This is a genomic window from Vibrio sp. V04_P4A5T148 (genome assembly GCF_963875605.1).
GTDB lineage: Bacteria > Pseudomonadota > Gammaproteobacteria > Enterobacterales > Vibrionaceae > Vibrio > Vibrio anguillarum.
The window spans coordinates 27,192-42,220 of sequence record NZ_CAWNMS010000043.1 but is presented as its reverse complement, the minus strand read 5'-3'; the positions used below and the strand labels follow the sequence as shown (position 1 = coordinate 42,220).

Annotated in this window: 11 protein-coding genes; 7 read left to right on the top strand and 4 right to left on the bottom strand. The window is 45.1% G+C overall.

The window, feature by feature from the left end; genetic code table 11:
• Positions 1 to 74: 74 nt before the first annotated feature.
• Entirely contained in the window at positions 75 to 1,451 is a 1,377-nt protein-coding gene (mgtE, locus tag AACT18_RS09285; protein ID WP_094128230.1) for a magnesium transporter, read from the top strand.
• Positions 1,452 to 1,565: 114 nt separating this feature from the next.
• On the opposite strand, the gene AACT18_RS09280 is transcribed toward mgtE, so the two are convergent.
• The 4 genes from AACT18_RS09280 to AACT18_RS09265 all read right to left on the bottom strand — a co-directional run bounded on the left by AACT18_RS09280 (position 1,566) and on the right by AACT18_RS09265 (position 8,035).
• Positions 1,566 to 3,359 carry a PglL family O-oligosaccharyltransferase gene (locus AACT18_RS09280; protein ID WP_094125161.1) on the bottom strand — a complete coding sequence of 598 codons (1,794 nt, stop codon included), beginning with the start codon at positions 3,357 to 3,359 and terminating at the stop codon, positions 1,566 to 1,568.
• 34 nt (positions 3,360 to 3,393) lie between these two features.
• Positions 3,394 to 6,216: an excinuclease ABC subunit UvrA gene (uvrA, locus tag AACT18_RS09275; RefSeq protein ID WP_094125163.1), complete on the bottom strand. Its 2,823-nt coding sequence runs from the start codon at positions 6,214 to 6,216 to the stop codon at positions 3,394 to 3,396.
• A gap of 184 nt (positions 6,217 to 6,400) precedes the next feature.
• Complete coding sequence (gene galU, locus AACT18_RS09270) at positions 6,401 to 7,270, bottom strand: UTP--glucose-1-phosphate uridylyltransferase GalU (protein ID WP_013857894.1); 870 nt, start codon at positions 7,268 to 7,270, stop codon at positions 6,401 to 6,403.
• Between the two features lie 117 nt (positions 7,271 to 7,387).
• On the bottom strand, positions 7,388 to 8,035 hold the full coding sequence (locus AACT18_RS09265; protein ID WP_026027842.1) for a LuxR C-terminal-related transcriptional regulator: 648 nt from the start codon (positions 8,033 to 8,035) through the stop codon (positions 7,388 to 7,390).
• Positions 8,036 to 8,320: 285 nt separating this feature from the next.
• Here AACT18_RS09265 and AACT18_RS09260 point away from each other — a divergent pair, with 285 nt between their 5' ends.
• From AACT18_RS09260 to mshL, 6 genes are all read left to right on the top strand, one after another.
• Entirely contained in the window at positions 8,321 to 8,854 is a 534-nt protein-coding gene (locus tag AACT18_RS09260) for a single-stranded DNA-binding protein (RefSeq protein WP_013857892.1), read from the top strand.
• Positions 8,855 to 8,983: 129 nt separating this feature from the next.
• Positions 8,984 to 10,972 (top strand): RNase E specificity factor CsrD, encoded by a 1,989-nt coding sequence (gene csrD / locus AACT18_RS09255; protein WP_094125115.1) that lies wholly within the window; start codon positions 8,984 to 8,986, stop codon positions 10,970 to 10,972.
• A gap of 12 nt (positions 10,973 to 10,984) precedes the next feature.
• Complete coding sequence (locus AACT18_RS09250) at positions 10,985 to 12,427, top strand: MSHA biogenesis protein MshI (RefSeq protein WP_094125116.1); 1,443 nt, start codon at positions 10,985 to 10,987, stop codon at positions 12,425 to 12,427.
• The gene (gene gspM, locus AACT18_RS09245; protein WP_017047102.1) at positions 12,424 to 13,068 is read left to right on the top strand and encodes a type II secretion system protein GspM; all 645 of its coding nucleotides are present in this window, start codon (positions 12,424 to 12,426) and stop codon (positions 13,066 to 13,068) included. The genes AACT18_RS09250 and gspM overlap by 4 nt, the downstream gene beginning before the upstream one ends.
• A complete protein-coding gene (locus tag AACT18_RS09240) occupies positions 13,058 to 13,384 on the top strand; it encodes an MSHA biogenesis protein MshK (RefSeq protein ID WP_094125117.1) in 327 nt (108 codons plus the stop codon). The genes gspM and AACT18_RS09240 overlap by 11 nt, the downstream gene beginning before the upstream one ends.
• A gap of 14 nt (positions 13,385 to 13,398) precedes the next feature.
• Positions 13,399 to 15,027 carry a pilus (MSHA type) biogenesis protein MshL gene (gene mshL, locus AACT18_RS09235; protein ID WP_094125118.1) on the top strand — a complete coding sequence of 543 codons (1,629 nt, stop codon included), beginning with the start codon at positions 13,399 to 13,401 and terminating at the stop codon, positions 15,025 to 15,027.
• The last annotated feature ends 2 nt before the right edge of the window (positions 15,028 to 15,029 follow it).

Sequence of the window (15,029 nt, the reverse complement as noted above, 5' to 3'; positions counted from 1 at the left end):
ATTGAATACATTGATTATAAAAATAAGCTTTAAAATTATTATGTTTATTTTTAAAGTTAAATATCGGCTGAGATATGATAATGAAATTACAAAAAATAGCGTTAGAACTCGCTGCGATTAATTTTAATCGTGACCCATTAAACTTAAATCAATTAATGGAACAGTATCCTATCGCTGATATTGCTCAAGTCTTCGCTGAGCAGTTGGCTAATCAGACCTTGAGCGAAGAGGATGTCTTTGAGCTGGTGCAATTGATGCCAATCGCTCGTCAAGCGGCGCTATTGGGGTATTTTTCTGAGCCTATCAGAGAAAAAGTGGTGGAGAGAATGCCGCTCGAAGCGCTTGCGAAAGTGCTTCAAGTTATGCCCCATGATGAAAGGGCTGACTTATATGCTCACTTGGATGAGACGCGCCAACCGCCGCTACTTGCTCTACTGGATCAACAAGAGCGGCAAGATGTACAACAACTTGCAGCCTACCCTCAAGGCTCGGTCGGCTCTATCATGACGACAGATTATGCGACGTTAAACGCCGATGATGATGTGCAGCAGGCGATTGCGCGTTTACGTGAAATGGCCAACGAGAGGGAAACCATCTATCAAGCGTATGTGATTGATAAACAGAATCGCTTACTTGGTACACTTTCGCTTAAGGATTTAGTGCTGGCACAACCGACCTCGCTTGTCTCTGACATCATGACCAAAGAGACAGTGTTTGTGCGAGCCGATGAAGATCAAGAGTGTGCAGCGCAAGCCATCAGTAAATACGATTTACTTGCGGTGCCTGTTTTTGATGAGCAATTCCGTTTGGTCGGTATTGTGACTTATGACGATGCGATGGACGTGGCCGAGCAGCAAGCGGATATGGATTTTCATAAAGTCGCTGCGGTTGGTTTTACCGGTAACCTTAAAGAAGCCAGCGTATGGCTAATGTACAAGAAACGTGTGTTTTGGCTGGTGTTGTTAGTCTTTGGTAATCTTTTTTCTGGTGCCGGTATTGCGTACTTTGAGGAGACGATTCAAACCTATGTCGCCTTGGTCTTCTTCTTACCACTGTTGATTGATAGCGGCGGTAATGCAGGATCCCAGTCAGCAACGTTGATGGTTCGAGCCTTAGCCACTGGTGAAGTGGTGATGAAAGATTGGCTATCCATGTTGGTGCGAGAGTTAGGGATTGCGGCGTTATTAGGGGCAACAATGGCCATTGCTGTTTCTTTATTGGGTTTTTGGCGAGGCGGCAGTGATATCGCTTTTGTCGTTGCGGTAACGATGCAAATTGTGGTGATTATTGGTTGTGTTGTTGGAATGCTCCTTCCGTTCATTCTGAATAAGTTTAAGCTCGATCCTGCGTCAGCCAGTGCTCCGTTGATCACGACCATTGCGGATTCTATCGGGGTGATCATCTATTTCAGCGTTGCTACCATGGTGTTGGATTTTCCACCAGTGACGTAAGCCACTCATCTGGCAGTGAGATCTACTGGTTGGAGTGTGAAATAAGCCCAACGGTCAAAAGCTTTCTCTATTTTTGGGAAAGCTTTTTTTATGAATAAGGCTCATATGCTCGATTTAATTGGCAGACGAACGATCAGCCGAACTGGCTGGTGGGCTATACTGCACCTCACTGAAATCCATATTGGGGAACAAAAATGCGGCTTCGGAGCGAATTTGCTCGGCGCGGCTTTCGTCACCAATACCTTGGTAAGCCAAGATCAGATTATTGTAAAAAGCAGGACGCGGTTTATGTTTTATGATGGCCAATGACCAGTCGATGTATGGCGTAATCAATTTAGGATCTTGATTATACAGACCAATGTTGAGGTAAGTGCTGTAGACATCCCAATCAAAACGGTCTTTCCAAACCACAGGGTTCGTCACCTTTTGTAGGATATCCGGGTTCTTGGGTTGAGATTTCTCAAATTGGGTAAGCACGTAATTACTGTGCAGTGCGCTGAGCATATAAAAGCCAGTCAAAATCGGCACTACTAAACTCAATACTCGAAACAGGGATTTACTGATAAGGCCAAAAGGGGCCGAACGGTATTTAGCCACGCGTTGATCAACCCAAAAAAGCAGAATAATGAAGGTTATCCAATGAATGGCAGAATGGTAAAATGGGTATTCGAGTTGGCTGTGCAACACGATAGGGATGAAAAGGGCGAACATCGCAAGCCTGGTCCCTTTCTTGGCCGAATACATCCGCATGAGCACGAAAAGCATGGCCAGTGTGATCCCTAGCACAGGTAACAAACCGCCTTCTACCGCCCAGAATAGTAATTCATTATGAGGATGATCCATCGACGCCAACCCCGGTTGGTAGCTCGGGTTTAATTGGTGTTGCCTTGCGGTATAAAGCAAATATTCAGATTCAAACTTGCCATAGCCATAACCCGTGAAGGGTTTTTCTATGACCATATCGATGGTTTGAGGAAAGGTATAACGGCGAGGGCTCTCTAAATCAGCCTTATTCTCTAGAAAATCGCCCGTGCCTTGGGAATAGACAGCGACAAACCCTAAAGCAATACCCAATAGCGTCGCAGCGCTCCATCCCCAAAACCGTTTAGGCGTTGAAAATTTAAATAGGTAAGGCAGAACAAAAAGCGTGCCGAGTACCGCGCCAATCCAGCCAGTGCGCGAGGCTAATATCACCAGCAACGGTGCAGTGAGCAGTGGAGTGACATAAAGTAGGCTCACTTCGCTAACATGCTGATTGTACTTTTTCGGTTGACGAGCCAGTAAATAGCCGGACATAACCAGCCCTGTCGCGAGAAAGCTTGCCATCACATTCGGTTGCTGAAAAATGCCGTAAGGGCGGTTGATGAGGGTGTTGTAGCCAAAAATATTATCGGGTGAAAGCAAAAAGTATTGGTACAGACCAAATAGAGTTTCAATCAATACCGCGAGTACGATAAACCAGAGTAATCGCTGCTTATGTTTGTTACTAAAACGAAATTGTTGCAGCAATACAAAAAAAAGCAGCCCAGTCCATAGTCCTAACATTCGACTCAGCGACGACTCAATTTGAGCATTCGTATAAAGCAGCGGAATCGTCATGATGGTACAACTGATGAAAAGACCGATGGTCAGTTTGGAATAGCGTAACCTACGGTTAGATGCGAGTTGATACAGACCTAATGAGAGCGTAAAACTAAGGGCAAGCCAAGTGGTTGGATTAAAAGATAAAGCTAGACCTGAGCCACCAGGGTTGGGCATAAAAAAATGCATTGCCAGTAAATAGAGAATGCCAATCGAAAGCAAAAAGGGTTTGTTTAAGGGGATGGCGGGTGTTTGTGCTTCAAGTTGTGTACCGCTTAGATGCAATGTTGCCATAGGTCTCGCGTTCCAATTAAAAGAAACCAGCAACCACTTGCTGGTTTCTTTACTTTACCGTTTTTTTCTATTTCAACATAGGCTTAAGAAAGCGTGCTGTGTGTGAACCTTCGATCTGCGCCACATCTTCGGGCGTTCCTTGAGCAATAATTTCGCCGCCGCCTTGTCCACCTTCTGGCCCTAAGTCGATCACCCAGTCTGCGGTTTTAATCACATCTAAGTTGTGTTCAATCACCACCACGGTATTGCCGTGGTCGCGTAGGCGATGCAGTACGGTCAAGAGCTGTTGGATATCATGGAAGTGTAAGCCTGTCGTTGGCTCATCCAAAATGTACAAGGTTTTTCCTGTATCGCGTTTTGATAGTTCACGAGCCAGTTTGACGCGTTGAGCTTCGCCCCCTGACAATGTCGTCGCCGCTTGTCCGAGGCGTATGTAGGATAAACCCACGTCAATCAAAGTCTTGAGTTTGCGAGCGATCATCGGTACGGGCTCAAAAAAAGCGTAAGCATCTTCGACGGTCATCTCCAACACTTCATCAATCGCTTTGCCTTTGTAGCGGACTTCCAATGTTTCACGATTATAGCGTTTGCCCTTACACACATCGCATGGCACGTAAACATCGGGTAAAAAGTGCATTTCAACCTTAATCACACCATCACCTTGGCATGCTTCGCAGCGTCCACCGCGTACGTTAAAGCTAAAACGACCCGGCTTATAGCCTCGAGAGCGAGACTCTTGAGTGCCTGAGAATAGCTCACGGATCGGTGTGAAAATGCCCGTATAGGTGGCCGGGTTTGAGCGGGGAGTTCGGCCTATCGGGCTCTGGTCAATGTCGATGACCTTATCAAAATGCTCTAACCCTTTGATTTTTTGATATGGAGCAGGCGTTGCTGTGGTGGCTCCATTTAAGGCCGTATGAGCAATTTTAAAAAAGGTGTCATTAATTAAGGTTGATTTACCGGAGCCTGAAACTCCGGTTACGCAGCTAAATAAGCCAACAGGAATTGATAAATCAACCGTCTTGAGGTTGTTACCCGACGCGCCGATAAGCTCCACCGTTTTCTTGGGATCTCTCGGGGTACGCACGGTAGGAATCGCAATTTTTTTCGTGCCGCTCAGGTACTGTCCTGTGAGCGAATTAGGGTTGGAAATTATGTCATTCACATTCCCTTCTGCGACGACTTGTCCACCATGCACACCAGCGCCAGGGCCAATATCAATTACATGATCGGCCATACGAATTGCGTCTTCGTCATGCTCTACAACCAATACCGTGTTGCCTAGATCGCGCAAATGCGTGAGCGTTTTTAATAGCCGTTCGTTATCACGCTGGTGGAGCCCAATCGATGGCTCATCTAAGACGTACATTACCCCAACGAGTCCAGCGCCAATTTGGCTCGCTAAGCGAATCCGTTGTGCTTCGCCTCCTGACAGGGTTTCAGCACTCCGAGAAAGGTTGAGATAATTCAACCCCACGTTGACGAGGAAATGCAAACGGTCATTGATCTCTTTCATTACTTTTTCAGCAATTTGTGCTCGTTGGCCTTCTAAATCAAGAGATTGAAAAAATTGCAAGGCATCGGCAATGCTCAGTTCCACCACTTCCGGGAGCGCGGTGTCATTGATAAATACGTTGCGAGCTTCGATGCGTAAACGGGTGCCATTACAACTGGTACAAGGCTTAGTCGAGATGTATTTCACCAAATCTTCACGGACAGAGTTAGATTCTGTATCGCGATAACGCCGTTCAAGTGTATTGAGAATGCCTTCAAACGGATGGCGTTTAACCCGAATATCACCACGATCATTAATGTAGTTAAACTCAATCTCAGTTTTCCCCGAGCCTTTCAAGATGATTTCCTGAACCTTTTTGGGCAGTTTGTTAAATGGGGTATGTAAATCAAAATCATAATGCGCAGCGAGTGACGTGAGCATCTGGAAGTAGTAGTAATTTTTCTGATCCCAGCCACGAATCGCTCCTTGCGCGAGGCTGAGTTGGCTATCTTGGATAACGCGTTCAGGGTCAAAATATTGTTGTACGCCTAAACCATCACAGGTGTGACATGCGCCCGCTGGGTTATTAAATGAGAACAGCCGAGGCTCTAACTCCTGCATACTGTAGCCACAGTGTGGACAAGCAAAATTGGCTGAGAATACAATTTGTTCGCCTTCACCATCCATGTCAGTAACAACGGCAATACCGCCTGACAACTCGAGCGCTGTCTCAAAGGATTCGGCTAGGCGCTGCTGTAGGTCAGGACGAACTTTAAAGCGATCAACCACCACTTCAATGGTGTGCTTTTTGTGCAGTTCAAGGGTTGGTGGATCAGTCAGATCGCACGTTTCACCATCAATTCGGGCACGGATAAAACCTTGCGCGGCCAAGTTTTCCAGCGTTTTAACGTGTTCACCTTTGCGCTCTTTCACAATCGGTGCAAGCAGCATCAGTTTTGAACCTTCAGCTAACTCCAATACCTTATCAACCATCTGGCTGATGGTTTGGGCGCGAAGTGGCACTTTGTGCTCCGGGCAACGAGGCTCACCAACACGAGCATAAAGTAGACGTAAATAGTCGTAGACTTCAGTAATAGTGCCGACTGTCGAACGTGGGTTATGTGATGTTGATTTTTGTTCAATAGATATAGCTGGAGAAAGCCCTTCAATATGGTCTACATCGGGCTTTTCCATTAAAGATAAGAATTGGCGAGCATAGGCAGAAAGAGATTCGACATAGCGGCGTTGGCCCTCTGCGTAGAGTGTATCAAAGGCGAGAGACGACTTCCCCGAGCCTGATAGCCCTGTAATCACCGTTAGTTTATCGCGTGGAATGGTCAGGTTGATATTTTTCAGGTTGTGGGTTCGAGCGCCCCTAACTTCAATTTTGTCCATCATCTAGGCTCTATGTAACACAAGTTAAGCAAGTATTGCATAGTGTGAGTTTTGTGCAAATAGGTACTGGATAAAAAAACAGTAAATAAAAACCACGGAACTTGCCGTGGTTTTTATTGGGGAGGCGCTAGGTTACTAACGCATTAGGTGACTAACGCATTAGGTTACTAACGCATTCGGTTACTTAAGCTTTATGAGTCGAATGTTTATCCAACGCGACTTTTTGTTCGTTCTTTTTGTACATGTTTTCAAAGCAGTAGTTAGTGGCTTCGATATAGCCTTCTACGCTACCACAGTCAAAGCGTTGGCCTTTGAATTTATACGCCAATACACAGCCTGATTGCGCTTGTTTGAGTAGCGCGTCGGTAATTTGAATTTCGCCACCTTTACCCGGCTCTGTTTGCTCAATCAGATCAAAAATATCTGGGGTTAAAATGTAGCGGCCAATGATGGCTAAATTGCTTGGTGCGGTGCCTGGTTCTGGTTTTTCAACCATGTCATCCACTCGGAACAGATCGTCTTTGATCATTTCACCGGAAATAACACCGTATTTATGTGTTTCATTTTCAGGCACTTCTTGAACGGCAACAATTGAGCAGCGGAACTGTTTATACAGAGCGACCATTTGTGCCAAAACCCCTTTTTCTTGATTGACACATAAGTCATCGGCCAGCACCACCGCAAAAGGTTCATCGCCGACTAACTCTCGACCCGTTAAAATAGCATGGCCTAAACCTTTCATTTCACGTTGACGAATGTAGGTGAAGTTGGCGGTATCAATGATTTCACGAATATCAACCAGTAGCTCTTCTTTGTTGGTGCCACTAATTTGATGCTCTAGCTCATAGTTTTTATCGAAGTGATCCATGATCGAGTGTTTTCCACGCCCAGTCACAATACACATCCCGGTCATTCCAGCTTGAATCGCCTCTTCAACACCATATTCGATCAAGGGTTTATTGACGACTGGCATCATCTCTTTAGGCATTGATTTGGTCGCTGGAAGAAAACGTGTACCGTAGCCAGCGGCTGGGAATAGGCATTTTTTGATCATGCTATAACCTTATTTTTATTTGAATTGTTAATTGATGGCGCAACCTTATCATGCTTTATGAAACGCTATCACCACTAAAGCGGTGAACTCAGTTAAATTCTGCGTGAAAGCACATAATTAAGACAGAATATTTTGATTGGCCCACGCAATCGCTTGGACCCTATTTTTGACCGATAGCTTTTTGAATATTTGGTAGAGATGTGATTTGACCGTGAATTCACTGATGAATAAATCTTCCGACATTTGGTTATTCGATGCGCCAGTTTGTAAGCAGCGGAGGATCTGTATTTCGCGGGCGGTTAAGTCTGTAATCACTTGAGCAGTATGGGATTCAAACGCGTAGCGATAGTAGTGCAGTAACTGGCTTACAGCGTGTCTGGGTAGCCAATTTTGTCCGTTAATGATTTCACCAAGCCCAAATGCAATTTTATCTAGGGTGTCATTTTTATAAAATAGCCCCTTTAAATGGCCAAAGGTTAATAAGTCATTCGTGGTTAATCTTTGCAACACATTGATAAGGATCGTTTCATGATGCTGACTGCTTAATGGGCAGTTTCCCAAGCGTTGCTGCAGTAGCGCATAATCGGCATGGTCAATCATCAATATTTTGTGTTTATCTGGACAATACGTTTGGCGCAGGATTTCAGGCTCAATTTTCGGAATGGGCAGTCCAAGCCGATCGGTTAAATGGTCAATATAAGGGTGTTCTTGTTCTTTATCTAAACAGAGAAAGTAAATGGTGCGGGTATAGTTTGCTTTTCTCATGGTCACTTCCTTTTGACGAGAATGTTAGACAACTGTCTAGAAAATGACGGAAATTAGGTTATAAAGCCAACGAGATAAATAAAATTGCGCTTAGTTTCATATAGTAAGGTAACTGAGTGTTTTGTCATCCTTAAATTAGAGGTAGTGGTTCTAAAAAATAGGAAATTGAGCAAGATTGTGAGATGAATTTTGACAACTATTTCTGTGAAGATTTGTGCCTCGCATAAAGCGTGGTATCCTAGTCAGCTATTTAAAGAACACTCATGATGGAAGACGGAGCAAAACATGGCAAGCCGTGGAGTAAATAAAGTTATTTTAGTGGGTAACCTAGGTAACGACCCAGAAATTCGTTATATGCCTGGTGGCGCTGCTGTGGCAAATATCACCATTGCAACGTCAGATTCATGGCGTGATAAAGCAACTGGCGAGCAACGCGAAAAAACCGAATGGCACCGTGTTGCGCTGTTTGGCAAATTAGCCGAAGTGGCTGGTGAATACTTACGTAAAGGTTCACAAGTGTACATTGAAGGTCAGCTACAAACTCGTAAGTGGCAAGATCAAAGCGGACAAGATCGTTATACCACCGAAGTTGTCGTACAAGGTTTTAATGGTGTGATGCAAATGTTGGGTGGCCGTGCTCAAGGTGGTGCTCCAGCGCAAGGTGGAATGCCACAACAACAGCAACAAGGTGGCGGATGGGGGCAACCTCAGCAACCTGCGATGCAAAAGCAACCACAGCAACAGCAGTCAGCTCCTCAACAGGCTCAACCTCAGTATAATGAACCACCAATGGATTTTGATGACGACATCCCATTCTAAACGTTCTAATGTCGAAAAAAGCCGCGAAAACCGCGGCTTTTTTATATAGTTATCACTATTAGCATTTTCTTATTTGTCAGCACAGCTTAGTGATCGACAAAGTTTACGTTGAAAAGGAATTCAGCATTCATGCGGTATACACCAACACTGAAACTGAGTACTCGGTTAGTAGCTTTTGTTACGCTCATCGTAACCAGTGCAATGTTCATTTTGTTTATTGGTGGAACTTTGTCTTTTCAACGGCTTGGACAAGAATATCTCAATCACTACCTAGCAGGAATTGTGGAGGTAGTCGATAAAGAGATAGAAGATCCTGATGCCGCTTATTCATTGCAACGTTGGATGCCAAAAATGTTGCAAGCCAGTAGCATTGTTGAAATGCAGCTCTCTTCACCAGCTGGCGTTATTTACCGTTTTAAAGATACCTCGTCCAAAGTCGACCCTGCCCGTTTGTACCATATTGATATTATCCTTGAACGTAATCCAGGCTACAGCATCAGCTTTAAAGCCGTTCCGCCCTATCTCAGTTATAGCTACTCATTGGGTGCCATGTGGTCTATTACGTTGGCAGTTGGTCTCATCGTGTTTTGTTTGATTCGTGGGGTAAAGTGGCTTAAAGAGCAATTGCTTGGATCTGAATTGTTGGAGGAGCGAGGGCGAATGATTCTCGCCGGTCGAGTGGAGCAGTACGCCAAAGGTGATCACCGCGAGTGGCCTTATACGGCGAGCGAGGCGCTTGATGTCCTGATTGATGAACTGCAAGATGCTCGTCAAGAGCGTAGCCGCTTTGATACTTTTATCCGGACCCAAACCTTCTTAGATAAGTTGACGGGTACGGCCAACCGTGTCCTTTTTGATAGCAAATTGGAATCAGCCTTGTTAGAGAATGGCGCGCGTGGTGGCGTTTTGTTAGTGCGTATCGATGATTGGGATTCTCTGTGCGAAGAAAATGATAAAAAAGCAGCGGATGATCTCGTTGTGGAAGTCGGGGAGAACATCTCTAACGTCATACAGCGTTACCCGGATGTTATTTTATCTCGCTATTACGATACCGATTTTGCCATTTTTGTGCCGCACCAAGGGGTAAAAGAGGTCGCTTCTATTGCTACACAATGTTTGAAGCTTTTAGCGCGCATATCGCCTCCAGAGCCGCTCGATAAAGAAAACTGGTGCCATATAGGTATCAGTATGTACAGCGAAGGCGAGCGGCGTGGTCGAGTGTTGGATGAGGCAGAAACGGCCTTAAAAAGTGCTCAGTTACAGCGAGTGAATACGTGGAGCCGCTTTAAAAAGAGTACTTTTTTCCAAGAGGAACGCGGCAGTGTGCGTTGGCGAACTTTGTTTGATCAGGTGCTGACGCCTGAGAAAATAATTTTATTCCGTCAACCTTGCTATTTGCTTGAAAAGACGAATGATTTAGTATGGCTGCACGATGAGTTGTTTGCGCGTATTGATGATCCAGAACAAGGTGTCATAAAAGCCTCTCGCTTTCATTCTGCTTTAGAAACTGTAGGTTATGAAATGGTGATGGATCGAGCCGTGTTGCTGCAGGTGGTTCGTTTGCTCAAACGCTCTGAAGTTAAGGTCAATGTGTCAGTGAACTTGCATGTCGTCCCATTCGCCGATAAGTCGTATTTTAAGTGGTTTCGACATGAATTGCTGCAACTGACCTCGAGTAGCAGAGTACTGCTATCCTTTGAGTTTCCAGAGGGGCGATTAGTACAGCATCTCGATTATATGCGCCCCGTTATTAAGATGATCTCCGGCCTCGGTGCTAAGGTAATCGTAGGGCAGGCTGGCAGAACGATTGTCAGCACTCACTACATAAAAGATCTTAAGATTGATTTCCTTAAGTTACACCGCAGTTTGATGAAGAAAATAGACCAACGGCATGAAAATCAGCTGTTTGTTCGTAGCATGATCGGTGCTTGTGGCGGTACTCAGACTCAAGTTATTGCGGTCGGTGTCGAAACAGAGCAAGAGTGGCAAACGCTAAAAAACCTAGGCATTCATGGTGGGCAAGGCCGACTGTTTGAAGAAGAACAGCCTTTGTTACCTGAGAAAATAATTAGCCCTAGCGTGACCTTAGGGCGAAGAAATCGTTGGCGTAAAAAATAAAAGCGAACCTATATGAATCTTCAGTCACTGATTGATAAATTAAAACCATCTAAAGCGACGTTGCGGCAATTGTTCGTTGTCGTAAGACCTGATGCTCTCTATTTCTCGGCTTTGGATGATGCGACTTTGCCGACAGAGATCCCGCTTGATGGTGCAACGTGGCAACAGGTACTCTTTCACGCACTCAAACCGCTCAACATCAAGGGCACGGTAATTAACCTTGTCCTCCATGCTCATTTTTATCAAACTTATCAAATAGAAAAACCGCAGTTACCCAAAGAAGAGTGGTCAGTCGCCCTGCCATTTTTATTGAAAGATCTGGTGACAGAGAAAGTCACTGACATCATCGCTGATGCTTTTCCGTTACCCGCAGATAATAAAATTCAAGCCTACGTGGTCTCAAAACGCACGGTATTGGAAGTGGCGTCGCAACTGAGTGCGATGGGTTTAGAGTTAGGCAAAGTAATTCCCGAAGATGAAGTGTGGGCGAGGAGTGCCGGTGATCTTGAGCATTTTTTGCTGTTACAGCGCAGTAAAAACAGCAGTTTTAAGTTTGACGCATTTGTGGACCAAAAATGCTGTTTTCAACGAACGATGAGAGGTGTTGTCTCTCCCATTACTGGCGTCGCCAGCTCGGTTTTACAGCTCGATGGTTTAGCGTTAGAACTGCAACGTTCGATTGATTACCTTTCCTCGCAGCTTAAAGGTGCCTCATTACATCAGCTAAAAGTGCTGTGTGATGAAGAAGCGCAGCAAGAGTTGGTTGATGCATTAAATGAACGCCTAAATGTCAAAGTTTCCCTGCTTGATGAGCGGTTACCGAGTTCGGCGCATCTGCTGGTGGAGCAAGTGACTCGCATTGACGATTCAATGCTCAACTTATACCCGGCGCATCTTAAGCCGAAGAAAGAGTATTTTTCACTCTCCATGGTCTGCGCGATTTGGGGCATTGTCGCTTTAGTGATGCTATTAGCCTATGCCAGTTATCAATGGCAAAATAGTCAATTGCAACAGCAGCTACAAGCTAAACAGGCGCAAAATAAAGTCCTTGCTGCTGAATTAGAAACGACCAAACAGAAAGTTGATAAGCATAAGCCATCGGTTGAAAAAATAGCGGCGATTGAGCGTTTGAAGCAGCAAATTAAGGGCAAACAAGCCACATTGGATTCGATTAATGAGTTTGACCAATCACAACAGGTCGGTTACTCAGGAGTCATGCGTTCGCTCGCCACACTCAGCCGTGATGATATTTCATTAACGACCATTACCATCCATCATGAGCAGCTCGATTTGCAAGGCTTGGCTAGAGAGGCGAAAGATATTCCAAACTGGTTAAGTCAGTTTAAAAGCGAACTGAACCTAGTGGGACGTAGTTTTGAAAAGTTAAAAATTGCGCGCAATGAGCAAGGCATTCTCATCTTTGATCTTAAAACTAAAGCGGAGGATAGCCAATGAATTGGCAGAGCATCAGCAACAAATTCTTAGCCATCAGTTCGCGTGAAAAAATGTTGATCGCCCTGTGTGGCTTAGTGGTGATTACACTGCTCTTGTTTAGCTTGTTACTTGAACCCGCGATGAAATCGGTGGCGGCTAATCGGTTACAGCTTCAGTCTGTTGAGCAGATGAACCAGCGAATGCAAGGTGAAATTCTGTTATTGACTGCTAAACTTAATAAAGATCCGAATCAAGAGATCAATCTAGAATTCAAACAGTTAATGGCGCAGAGCCAAACTCTCTCGCTTGAGCTGGCAGCATTGGTTGATTCACTGATTACACCCGCGAAGATGGCGCAATTGCTTGAAAGTGTGTTGGCAACCAGCCCAGAGTTGACGTTGGTCTCCATGGAGTCATTAGCAGCAGAGCCGATTGCAAATAACAACCAATCATCTGAATATTCAGGCTATTATGTTCATCCTGTGAGATTGGAGTTCACCGGTAATTACTTCGCGATATTGAATTATTTGACCAATTTAGAAAGTTTACCGATGAAGTATTATTGGCGTCATTTCCAATACAAGGTAGAAAATTACCCCCAAGCCAGAGTCATTATGGAAGTGTACACATTAGGCATTAGACAGGAGTTTATTGGTGGTTAGATCCGTTTTTTCACTGCTGTTGATGTGTGTTGTATGCAGTAGTTGGGCAGCGCAAGATCCTACCGCGCCATTAGGTTGGGCGAGTGAGAGCGCATCACCTGTCAATAAGATAGAGAGTTACCCGCTACCTAGGTTGCAAAGTATTGTATGCCAACAAACCATACCTTGTGTGGCAGTGCTTAACGATCAAGTGGTTGGCATCGGAGAGTCGCTATTTGGCTACACAGTAGAAGCCATTGAACCACAGCAAGTGACCCTTTCTCGCAGAGGAAAGATGTGGGATTTAGGCCTCTTTTCTCTGGACATCAAGCAGTAAGGTATAGAAATCGTATGCGTAAAATCGTATTAGGCGTAGTCATCGTATCCTTAATGGGCTGTTCTATGGGACATCGTGATCCAGTTGAGATGAAACAGTCTTTGAATCAGGCGATTAATGAAGCCAACAGCCGAAATCTAGCCGTTCTACCGGCCTCCGTAGAAGCTGACTTGATGCCTGACATTGAGGGAATCACAGCGCGCAGTCAAGAAACGGTTAAACGCTTTCGTATCCAAGCTGATAATGTGGATGCAAGGGTATTTTTTGCCAGTTTAGTGAAAGGAACTGAGTTTAGTGCCGCCATCCACCCTGAAGTTACTGGAAGTGTAACGGTAAATCTAACCGACGTGACTTTGGATGATGTATTGGCCGTCGTTCGTGACATGTATGGCTATGAAATTATCAAAAAGGGTAAAGTGATTCAGGTTTACCCGTCAGGCCTGCGTACTGTGACTATCCCGGTCGATTATTTACAACTTAAACGTACGGGCCGTTCTTTAACTTCCATCACCACCGGTACGATCACTAATACGGATACCGGTTCTAGTTCTTCGAGTAGTTCTAGCTCAAATTCCAGTTCTAATTCCAATTCGAGGAACTCATCCAGTAATTCTAAAGGTGGAACGGAAATTGAAACCACCAGTGAAAGCGATTTCTGGCCGCAGCTTGAAAAAGCCGTTGCACAGCTGATTGGCTCGGGCAAAGGTCAAGGCGTTGTTGTCACGCCACAAGCGAGCGTAATCACTGTTCGAGCCTACCCAGATGAAATACGTGAAGTGCGAGAGTTTCTAGGCATTTCTCAGCAACGTCTGCAGCGACAAGTGATCCTTGAAGCGAAAATTTTAGAAGTCACCTTGAGTGACGGTTACCAGCAAGGGATCAATTGGTCAAATATGTCCTTTGGCAATGGTGATGTTGTGATTAATAAGGTCGGTAGTGCGGCTTCGTTACTGCCGGGGATGGATGCGATTGGCACTCTGCTGCAAGGCCAAACCAATGTCACCATTTCAGATGGTAGTTTTGAAGCGGTGCTTAATTTTATGGGAACTCAAGGGGATTTGAATGTCCTATCCAGCCCAAGAGTTACCGCTGCTAACAACCAAAAAGCGGTGATCAAAGTCGGCACTGATGAATACTATGTCACTGACGTAACGGGTGTGGTTGGTAATGGCGATAACTCCAATGTTGCACCAGATATCCAACTCACGCCATTTTTCTCGGGTATCTCGCTTGACGTGACGCCACAAATTGATGACCAAGGCAATGTGCTATTGCACGTGCACCCCGCTGTGATTGAAGTCGACGAGCAGACGAAACAAATTGAATATGCAGGCAACCAAATTGTGTTGCCATTAGCGCGCAGTACGATCCGCGAATCAGACTCGGTAATCCGCGCACAAGATGGTGACGTGGTGGTGATTGGTGGATTAATGAAATCCAACACCTCCAATCAAGTATCTAAAGTCCCTTTTTTGGGGGATTTACCCGGTTTAGGGTATCTGTTTCGTAACACCTCTGAGCTGACTGAGAAGACCGAATTGGTGATTTTGCTGAAACCAACGGTTGTGGGTGTTAATACGTGGCAAAAAGAGCTCGAACGCTCGCGTGAACTACTACAGGAGTGGTTCCCAGACGAAGAATAAAC